This is a genomic window from Bradyrhizobium sp. (assembly GCF_019244115.1).
Taxonomy (GTDB): Bacteria; Pseudomonadota; Alphaproteobacteria; order Rhizobiales; family Xanthobacteraceae; genus Bradyrhizobium.
On the sequence record NZ_JAFATE010000700.1, the window covers coordinates 1 to 8,650 of the forward strand.

The window sequence follows — 8,650 nt, forward strand, 5'->3', positions numbered from 1 at the left end:
AGCACGTCGTTGCGCGCGGAGAGAAAGGCCGCTTTCGTCAGGCTGCCGCTGTGATCCCTGAAGCGTGCGAGGATCAGGGCGCAGGTTAGATTGACCGCGAGCGCGCCGATCCCGGTCAACGTGAGGCGGAACGGTTCGGGCGCGACAGGTGCGACCAGCTTCTGATAGGCAGTCCACAGTCCGGCCAGGGCTGGCGCGAGCAGGATCGCCGCGAGCGCCATGCCGAGCATGGCGCGGCGGCGCGGGCTCCATCCGATCGCAACCGCGATCAAAATATTCACCGAGGCATCTTCGAGAAAGTCGACACTGTCCGCGAACAGCGAGACCGAGCCGATCGCCAGCGCAACGGTGAATTCGACGCCGAAATAAGCGAGGTTCAAGAGCGCGACCGCCAGCACCGCGCCGCGCAAGCTTATCGGGGAAGAGCTCTGCGCATCCAACGCGTCAGCCTCCATCCAAAGCCGCCAGCCGCTCGGCTTCCGCGATGTCCTCGGCCGTGTTGGCATTGAAGAACGGATCGAGCGGCGTGCTCGGCCAGGTCACCGTCGCAAGGGCGTAGCGCGCGGTCCAGCGGTCGATTTTTCGAACGTCTTCCACAATCAGCGCGTGGCGCAGCTCGTCACGCATGGCGACGCTCCACAGGCCGATCACCGGATGCGACTGTCCGTCAGACGCAGCGACCGCGAGCTGCGCGTTCTCCTTCACCAACGCCTCGCACAGGCGCGCGACCAGATCCCGCGGCAGGAATGGACAGTCTGCCGCCGCGCTCAATATCCACTGCACATCGGGCCGGTTTGTCGCCGCCCAGTCGAGGCCCGCCAAAATGCCGGCCAGGGGGCCGGGAAAATCCGCGACCTGGTCCGGGATCACCGGCAAGCCGAAGGCCGCAAAGCGCGCGGGATTGCCATTGGCATTGAGGATCAGACCGTCACATTGCGGCGCAAGCCGGGCGATCACGCGCTCCAGGATGGTACGGCCAAGAATCTGCCGCATCGGCTTGTCGCCACCGCCCATCCGCCGCGCCAGGCCGCCCGCGAGCAGCACGCCGGGAATCATCGAAACGCTAATCGTCACGGCCTTCGCCCTTGCGCCGGTGTCTTGCCGATTCCTCCTCCACATAGTCGAGGCTCTGGTCGTAGACGAGGCGTTGCTCGCCCGACAGCGCGATGAAGCGCTTGCCGCGGGCGCGGCCGACCAGCGTCAGGCCGACCTGCCGTGCGAGGTCGACCCCCCAGGCCGTGAAGCCCGATCGCGACACCAGTATGGGAATCCCCATCCGCACCGTCTTGATCACCATCTCCGACGTCAGCCGTCCCGTGGTGTAGAGAATCTTGTCGGCGGGATCGACATCGTGGCAGTAGATCCAGCCGGCGATCTTGTCGACGGCGTTGTGGCGGCCGACATCCTCGGTGTAGCAGAGCGGCGCCCCTTCCCTGCACAGCACGCAGCCATGGATGGCGCCGGCCTCGAGATAGAGCGATGGCGTGGTGTTGATGGCCTGCGTCATCTGGTACAGCCAGGACGTTCGCAGCTCCGCCTTCGGCAGCGCGATAGTCTCGATCGCCTCCATCAGATCGCCGAACGCCGTGCCCTGCGCGCAGCCCGAGGTCTGGGTGCGCTTCTTCAGCTTCTGCTCGAAATCGGTGTGGTGCTCGGTGCGCACCACGACGACTTCGAGGTCGTCGTCATATTCGACCTCGGTCACGACGTCGTCGTATTTCAGCATGTTCTGATTGAGCAGGTAGCCGAGCGCCAGATATTTTGGGTAGTCGCCGATCGTCATCATGGTGACGATCTCCTGGGCGTTGAGATAGAGCGTCAGCGGCCGTTCCACCGGCACGTTGATCTCGACCCGGGCGCCGGCCTGATCGATGCCTTCGACGCGCTCGGTCAGCCTCGGGTCCTGCGGATTGGGCAGGATGAGAGGAGCGGGGGTTTTCTCGATCTTCATCTTGGGCCGCAGGTTAGCATGACATTCTTCGCATACCGATATAAAGCAGCTTGAAGAGATAGGTCCCGCTCGGGCCGCTGGAGAGTAAGATGAAAGTGATCGGGCTCGCCGGATGGAGCGGCGCCGGCAAGACCACCCTGCTGACGCGCCTGATCCCGCTGCTCTGCGAGCAGGGCCTCGCCGTGTCCGTGATCAAGCATGCCCATCACCATTTCGATGTCGACGTTCCCGGCAAGGATTCCTGGCGGCACCGGCAGGCCGGTGCCGAGGAGGTGCTGGTGTCCTCCGCCAATCGCTGGGCGCTGATGCACGAGCTGCGCGGCGCCCGCGAGCCGCATCTGCCGGAACTTTTGGCAAAACTGTCGCGGGTCGATCTCGTCATCGTCGAAGGCTACAAGAGCGAGCCGCATCGCAAGATCGAGGTGCATCGCGCTGGTAACGGCAAGCCGTTGTTGTTCCCCACCGATCCCGGCATCGCCGGCGTGGTCAGCGACGTCGCGGTTGAAACCACACTGCCGACGGTCCATCTCGACGATATCGCCGGCGTTGCCGCGATGGTCAGGCGATCGGCGATCGCGATCGAAGAGCTCACTAAGATGGCGACCGTCGAGAGCTGAGACTTAAAGAGCCATGGCGCAACTGTCCGACGATTGTTTTGCCTTTGGCGGGCCGATGATGTCGGTCGATGAAGCCGTCGGCATCATCGCCAGCAGGGTCACGGCGGTGCGCGAGACCGAGACCGTCGCGCTCGACACGGCCGACGGCCGCGTTCTGGCCGCCGACCTTGCGGCGCCATTGCCGCTGCCGCCATTCACCAATTCCGCGGTCGACGGCTATGCGGTGCGCAGTTCGGATCTGCCGCAGAGTGGCGAGCGCGTGATGCCGGTGCGGGGCCGCGTTCAGGCGGGAAGCTGGGCGGCGGCTCCGCTCGGGCCCGGCGCGGCGATGCGGATTTTCACCGGCGCACCGATGCCAGCGGGTGCCGATACTGTCTTCATGCAGGAGGACGTGCGGATCGATGCAGCAGGCGATGTCGTGCTGCCGTCCGGCCTGAAGGTGGGGGCCAATGTGCGTCCGGCGGGAGAGGATATCCCGCAAGGCGCCGTCGCGCTCGCGGCCGGCCGGCGCCTGCGACCGCAAGACATCGCGCTCGCGGCAGCGTTCGGACTGACCGAGCTCCAGGTCATCAGGCCGATCCGTGTCGCGCTGTTTTCGACCGGCAATGAACTGGCCTCGCCCGGCAGCCCGCGGGCGGCCGCGCAATTGTTCGATTCCAACCGCTTCATGCTGCTGGCGATGCTGAGGCGCCTCGGCTGTGAGGTCGCTGATCTCGGCATCCTGCGCGACGAGCGCGCCGCGCTGGTGCGCGCCGTGAAGCAGGTCGCAGCAAGCCACGACCTGATCCTCACCACGGGCGGCGTCTCCACCGGCGAGGAGGATCACGTCAAGGCCGCCGTCGAAAGCGCCGGCTCGCTGGTCCTGTGGCGCATGGCCATCAAGCCGGGCCGCCCGGTGGCGATGGGGGTGGTGGACGGCACGCCCTTGGTCGGCCTGCCCGGAAACCCGGTGGCCAGTTTCGTGACCTTCGTCCATGTCGTGCGGCCGACGGTCTTCGCGCTCGCCGGCACCGCACCGGACCCCGCCGTCGCGATGCCGGTCCGCGCCGGCTTCACCTACAAGAAGAAGGCCGGGCGCCGCGAGTATGTCAGGGTAAACCTACGTATGGCTGGCGACGGGACGCCCGAAGTGGTGAAGTTTCCACGCGAGGGCGCGGGCCTGCTGTCGTCGCTGGTCGAGACCGACGGGTTGGTGGAACTCGGCGAACCGATCACCCTGGTGGAACCCGGCCAGACCGTCGGCTTCCTGGGCTATGCAAGCCTGATCTGAGAATCTCGCCCCGACCTGAAAGTTCTTTGCTGAATTCGGTCGCGGGTTGACGGTATGGAAACACTTGTCCATGTTCGGGTCATGACGACGACGAAACTCGACCTGTCCGGGCTCAAATGCCCGCTTCCCGCACTCAAGACCCGCAAGGCGCTGAAGCCGCTGAAGGCGGGCGATCTCTTGGAAGTGTGCTGCACGGATCCACTGTCGGTGATCGACATTCCGAACCTGGTTCGAGAGACCGGAGACAGGGTCGAGATCACCGAGCGTGACGAGCGCCGCATCGTCTTCATGATCGAGAAGGCTGATCGCGTGATTGGAAATCAAGATCAAACTGCGGGGGCAGAAACAGGAAAAGGGGCGTAGATCGGGCGAACTGACGCGGTTCTTTTGGAACTCACAGAAAAAAGTGGGTTCCAGAATGTAAAATCTTTCGTTTCCCGTATTTTTACCGAAAGAATGCCGCGACTTTTTGTCTATCGACAAGAGGATGTGCTTTCGTGACAACTCAACCTCCCTGTCTCGGGAGGGCGGGACTGGGTTGTGCAACTGCAGGTTCATGGGTCCGCGCTCGCCGCGGCACAACCTGTGCGGTGCGGTAGTGGGACTGGATGGGCATAACAGCCCAAGTGAAGTGTTTTCGGCCTGGATGCGCCATCTATTCGGCATGTCCGGGTGTTCGCATGGGCGGCAAGCGCCGCGTCATGCGAAACTTTTTGGGGAATAGGATCGTAGACGGCAGATACACCCGGCGCGGGCGGCTGCAGGGAGGGACGTATGGCTACAGTTGAGAGCGCTGGCAGATCCGTGCCTGGCGCGGAGTTGGGGATTTTCGATCGCGAGCATACGGTCGCGAAGGCTGGCTTCAACAGATGGCTGGTGCCGCCGGCGGCGCTCTGCATCCATCTGTGCATCGGCATGGCCTATGGCTTCAGCGTGTTCTGGTTGCCGTTGTCGCGCGCCATCGGGTTGTCGGCGCCGAAAGCGTGCCCCGACATCTCGCTCTGGGATGAGCTGTTCACGACGACCTGCGACTGGAAGGTCGCGAGTCTCGGCTGGATGTACACGCTGTTCTTCGTGGTGCTCGGCCTCTCGGCGGCGGTGTGGGGCGGCTGGCTGGAGCGCGCGGGACCGCGCAAAGCCGGCGCAGTTGCGGCATGCTGCTGGGGCGGCGGTCTTCTGATGGGCGCCTTCGGCATCTATGTGCATCAGCTCTGGATCATGTGGCTCGGCGCCGGCGTCATCGGCGGCATCGGTCTCGGCCTCGGCTACATCTCGCCAGTGTCGACGCTGGTGAAATGGTTCCCGGACCGCCGCGGCATGGCCACCGGCATGGCCATCATGGGCTTCGGTGGCGGCGCCATGATCGGCGCGCCACTCGCCAATTTGCTGATCAATTTCTACAAGACGCCAACCGATGTCGGCGTCTGGCAGACCTTCGCGACCATGGGCGTGATCTATTTCGTGTTCATGATGATCGGTGCGTTCGCCTACCGCGTGACGCCGAGCGGGTGGCAGCCCGACGGCTGGACGCCGCCGAGCGAAAAGAAGACGATGATCACCGAGCACCACGTCCACCTCGACGACGCGCACAAGACGCCGCAGTTCTGGCTGATCTGGTGGGTGCTCTGCCTCAACGTCTCGGCGGGTATCGGCGTGATCGGCATGGCCTCGCCGATGCTGCAGGAGATCTTTGCCGGCAAGCTGATCGGACTTCCGGATGTCACCTTCAGCCAGCTGACAGCCGAGCAGAAGACGACGATTGCCGCGATCGCGGCCGGCTTCGCCGGCCTGCTGTCGCTGTTCAACATCGGCGGCCGCTTCTTCTGGGCCTCGCTGTCGGACTATATCGGACGCAAGGGCACCTATTACACCTTCTTCATCCTCGGCATCGTGCTCTACGCATCGGCGCCGACCTTCGCCGCGATCGGGTCAAAACTCCTCTTCGTGCTCGGTTTCGGCATCATACTGTCGATGTATGGCGGTGGCTTTGCGACCGTGCCCGCCTATCTCGCCGACATGTTCGGGACCCAGTTCGTCGGCGCCATTCACGGCCGGCTGCTGACGGCCTGGTCGACCGCCGGCATCATCGGGCCGGTCGTAGTCAACTATCTGCGCGAGTTCCAGCTCGCCGCCGGTGTACCGCGTGACAAGCTCTACGACAGCACCATGTATGTGCTGTGTGCCATGCTGGTCGCCGGCCTGATCTGCAACTTCCTGATCAAGCCGGTCAATCCGAAGTGGAACATGAGCGAGGAAGAGGTCGCTAAGCTGCAGGCGGCGACCGCCAAGAGCGAGTCCGGGATCCAGCATGGGTCGTTCGGCATCGGCAAGGGCGGCCTCGACGCCAAGGCCGCGGCGTTCTGGCTGTTCGTCGGCATCCCGCTGGCCTGGGGCGTCTACAAGACCCTGGAAAGCGCGGTGAAGATCTTCTGATCCGATTGCGGCAGCAGGGAGCCGGTTTCAGGCTCCCTGCTGCCGGTTTTCATTCGATCGGATTTCTTCCAATTCAAGTGAGGCGTTTGGGATCAGGGGGATTCATGAATCGCGTCGGTGTTTGCCTTGCCGTCATCCTGCTTCTCGCCGGGCCGCTTCATCCCGTTTCTGCCCAGACCGAGGGATCGAAGACCAGGCTGACGGTTGAGAAGTTGAAGGACATGAAAGCCAAGTGGAGCGCCAACAGGCCGAAGTTGAAGGCCTGTCGCCAGGACGTGAAGGCGAAGGGACTGACCGGCGATGACCGCTGGTTCTATATCGAAGATTGCATGAACAAGAGCTAGTGCTGAGATACCGCTGGCTGCCGGCGCCGAGCGGACCTTGGAATTGGCGCGACGTGTGCCAGCGATCGGTAGTAAGTTGCGGTTGAGGGGCATGCGGCGACGGCTGTATGCCCCTCAATCCTTTGATGGGAAGGTTTTTCTTGGCATCTGGCATGCCAGGGACTAGGTTCGGGGTGCGGCGAGCAGAACGGGACGTTCCGAATGGTTCATGATGTGCATCAGCTTCGCTCATTCGAACATCCGGGGGCCGGGCGAAAGCGCGCGAAGGCAACCCCGAAGGGCCGCCAGGTCGATCCCGCCGCAGCGCACGAGGTCGAACTTCTGCTCGGCGACCGGCCGCGGCGGCGCGACCTGCTGATCGAACATCTGCACCTGATCCAGGACAAATATCATCAGATTTCCGCCGCTCACCTTGCCGCACTCGCCGACGAGATGAAGCTGTCCTTTGCCGAGGTGTTCGAGACCGCGACCTTCTACGCGCATTTCGACATCGTGAAGGAGGGCGAGCCGGATATGCCGCCGCTCACCATCCGCGTCTGCGACTCGCTGACTTGCGCGATGCTCGGCGGTGAGGAGCTGCTGCAGGACCTTCAGTCGAAAGCCGGCCCCGGCATCCGCGTCGTGCGCGCCCCCTGTGTTGGCCGCTGCGACACTGCGCCCGCCGCCGAGGTCGGCCACAATTTTGTCGACCACGCCAGCGCCGCTTCTGTGCTCGACAGCGCCAAGCGCGGCGACACCCATGCGCATCTGCCACCTTACACCGGCTATGACGCTTATGTTGCCGGCGGCGGCTATAAGCTGCTGCAGCGGCTGCGCAAGGGCGAACTCGCCAAGGACGAACTCCTGAAGGCACTCGACGACGCCTCGTTGCGCGGCCTCGGCGGCGCAGGCTTTCCGACCGGGCGCAAATGGCGCGCCGTGCTCGGCGAGCCGGGCCCAAGGCTGATGGCGGTCAACGGCGACGAGGGCGAACCCGGCACCTTCAAGGACCGTTTTTATCTCGAAACCGATCCGCACCGTTTTCTCGAAGGCATGCTGATCGGCGCGCATGTCGTGGAAGCGGGCGACGTCTATATCTATCTCCGCGACGAATATCCCGCGGCGCGCGAAATTTTGGAGCGCGAGATCGCAAAGCTGCCCCCGGGCGGGCCGGTCCTGCATCTGCGCCGCGGCGCCGGCGCCTATATCTGCGGCGAAGAATCCTCGCTGCTCGAAAGTATCGAGGGCAAGCGCGGACTGCCGCGGCACAAGCCGCCTTATCCGTTCCAGGTCGGGCTGTTCGGCCTGCCGACCCTGATCAACAATGTCGAAACGCTGTGGTGGGTGCGCGACATCGTCGAAAAGGGCGCCGATTGGTGGAAGAGCCATGGCCGCAACGGCCGCCAGGGTCTGCGCAGCTATTCCGTCTCCGGCCGCGTCAAGAGTCCCGGCATGAAGCTCGCGCCGGCCGGCATCACCGTGCGCGAACTGATCGAGGAGTTTTGTGGCGGCATGGCCGACGGCCACACTTTTCGTGCTTACCTTCCGGGCGGCGCATCGGGCGGCATTTTGCCGGCCTCGATGGACGACATCCCGCTCGATTTCGGCACGCTGGAAAAATACGGCTGCTTCATCGGCTCGGCCGCGATCGTGATCCTCTCCGACAAGGACAGCGTCAGGGGCGCCGCGCTCAACCTGATGCGCTTCTTCGAGGATGAGAGCTGCGGCCAATGCACGCCCTGCCGCGCCGGCACGCAAAAGGCCGTAGCCTTGATGGAGAAGCCGCACTGGAACGTGGCACTGCTCGACGAGTTGAGCCAGGCGATGCGCGACGCATCGATCTGCGGCCTCGGACAGGCTGCTTCGAATCCGCTTACCTCCGTGATCAAATACTTCCCTGACGAGTTCAAGGACGCTGCGGAATGACAAAGATCCAGTTCGAACTCGACGGCAAGATGGTCGAAGCCAGGCCCGGCGAGACCATCTGGCAGGTCGCCAAGCGGCAAGGGACGGAGATCCCGCATCTGTGCTATTCGCCGGCTCCGGACTATCGCCC

Annotated in this window: 10 protein-coding genes; 7 read left to right on the forward strand and 3 right to left on the reverse strand. The window is 64.0% G+C overall.

Translation table 11 applies throughout. The annotated features are described in order from the left end of the window. The 3 genes from JOZ76_RS30270 to JOZ76_RS30280 form a co-directional block, all read right to left on the reverse strand. Positions 1-455: cation transporter (locus tag JOZ76_RS30270; RefSeq protein WP_291704991.1), on the reverse strand; the 455-nt coding region annotated here is incomplete at its 3' end. After that, positions 445-1,056: a molybdenum cofactor guanylyltransferase MobA gene (mobA, locus tag JOZ76_RS30275; protein WP_291705007.1), complete on the reverse strand. Its 612-nt coding sequence runs from the start codon at positions 1,054-1,056 to the stop codon at positions 445-447. The genes mobA and JOZ76_RS30270, both read right to left, overlap by 11 nt. A 7-nt stretch (positions 1,057-1,063) precedes the next feature. Beyond that, positions 1,064-1,951, reverse strand: coding sequence for a formate dehydrogenase accessory sulfurtransferase FdhD (locus tag JOZ76_RS30280; RefSeq protein WP_291704993.1), 888 nt, complete (start codon positions 1,949-1,951; stop codon positions 1,064-1,066). Positions 1,952-2,040: 89 nt separating this feature from the next. Between JOZ76_RS30280 and mobB the strand changes: the two genes are divergently transcribed. The 7 genes from mobB to JOZ76_RS38430 form a co-directional block, all read left to right on the forward strand. Beyond that, positions 2,041-2,568, forward strand: a complete 528-nt coding sequence (mobB, locus tag JOZ76_RS30285) for a molybdopterin-guanine dinucleotide biosynthesis protein B (protein ID WP_291704995.1) — start codon at positions 2,041-2,043, stop codon at positions 2,566-2,568. Positions 2,569-2,581: 13 nt separating this feature from the next. After that, positions 2,582-3,838, forward strand: a complete 1,257-nt coding sequence (locus JOZ76_RS30290; protein WP_291704997.1) for a molybdopterin molybdotransferase MoeA — start codon at positions 2,582-2,584, stop codon at positions 3,836-3,838. An 81-nt stretch (positions 3,839-3,919) separates the two neighbouring features. Next, positions 3,920-4,201, forward strand: a complete 282-nt coding sequence (locus tag JOZ76_RS30295; RefSeq protein ID WP_291704999.1) for a sulfurtransferase TusA family protein — start codon at positions 3,920-3,922, stop codon at positions 4,199-4,201. 411 nt (positions 4,202-4,612) lie between these two features. Continuing rightward, positions 4,613-6,271 (forward strand): OFA family MFS transporter, encoded by a 1,659-nt coding sequence (locus JOZ76_RS30300; protein WP_291705001.1) that lies wholly within the window; start codon positions 4,613-4,615, stop codon positions 6,269-6,271. 104 nt (positions 6,272-6,375) lie between these two features. Next, positions 6,376-6,615, forward strand: a complete 240-nt coding sequence (locus JOZ76_RS30305) for a hypothetical protein (protein WP_291705003.1) — start codon at positions 6,376-6,378, stop codon at positions 6,613-6,615. Positions 6,616-6,816: 201 nt separating this feature from the next. Beyond that, positions 6,817-8,520: an NADH-ubiquinone oxidoreductase-F iron-sulfur binding region domain-containing protein gene (locus JOZ76_RS30310; protein ID WP_291705005.1), complete on the forward strand. Its 1,704-nt coding sequence runs from the start codon at positions 6,817-6,819 to the stop codon at positions 8,518-8,520. Further along, the coding region (locus JOZ76_RS38430; protein ID WP_366938648.1) for a 2Fe-2S iron-sulfur cluster-binding protein at positions 8,517-8,650 on the forward strand (134 nt) is incomplete at its 3' end. The genes JOZ76_RS30310 and JOZ76_RS38430, both read left to right, overlap by 4 nt.

Coding starts and splice junctions, on each gene's coding strand:
- mobA (WP_291705007.1), bottom strand. CDS start 1,056: ATGATTCCCGGCGTGCTGCTCGCGGGCGGCCTGGCGCGGCGGATGGGC.
- JOZ76_RS30280 (WP_291704993.1), bottom strand. CDS start 1,951: ATGAAGATCGAGAAAACCCCCGCTCCTCTCATCCTGCCCAATCCGCAG.
- mobB (WP_291704995.1), top strand. CDS start 2,041: ATGAAAGTGATCGGGCTCGCCGGATGGAGCGGCGCCGGCAAGACCACC.
- JOZ76_RS30290 (WP_291704997.1), top strand. CDS start 2,582: ATGGCGCAACTGTCCGACGATTGTTTTGCCTTTGGCGGGCCGATGATG.
- JOZ76_RS30295 (WP_291704999.1), top strand. CDS start 3,920: ATGACGACGACGAAACTCGACCTGTCCGGGCTCAAATGCCCGCTTCCC.
- JOZ76_RS30300 (WP_291705001.1), top strand. CDS start 4,613: ATGGCTACAGTTGAGAGCGCTGGCAGATCCGTGCCTGGCGCGGAGTTG.
- JOZ76_RS30305 (WP_291705003.1), top strand. CDS start 6,376: ATGAATCGCGTCGGTGTTTGCCTTGCCGTCATCCTGCTTCTCGCCGGG.
- JOZ76_RS30310 (WP_291705005.1), top strand. CDS start 6,817: ATGGTTCATGATGTGCATCAGCTTCGCTCATTCGAACATCCGGGGGCC.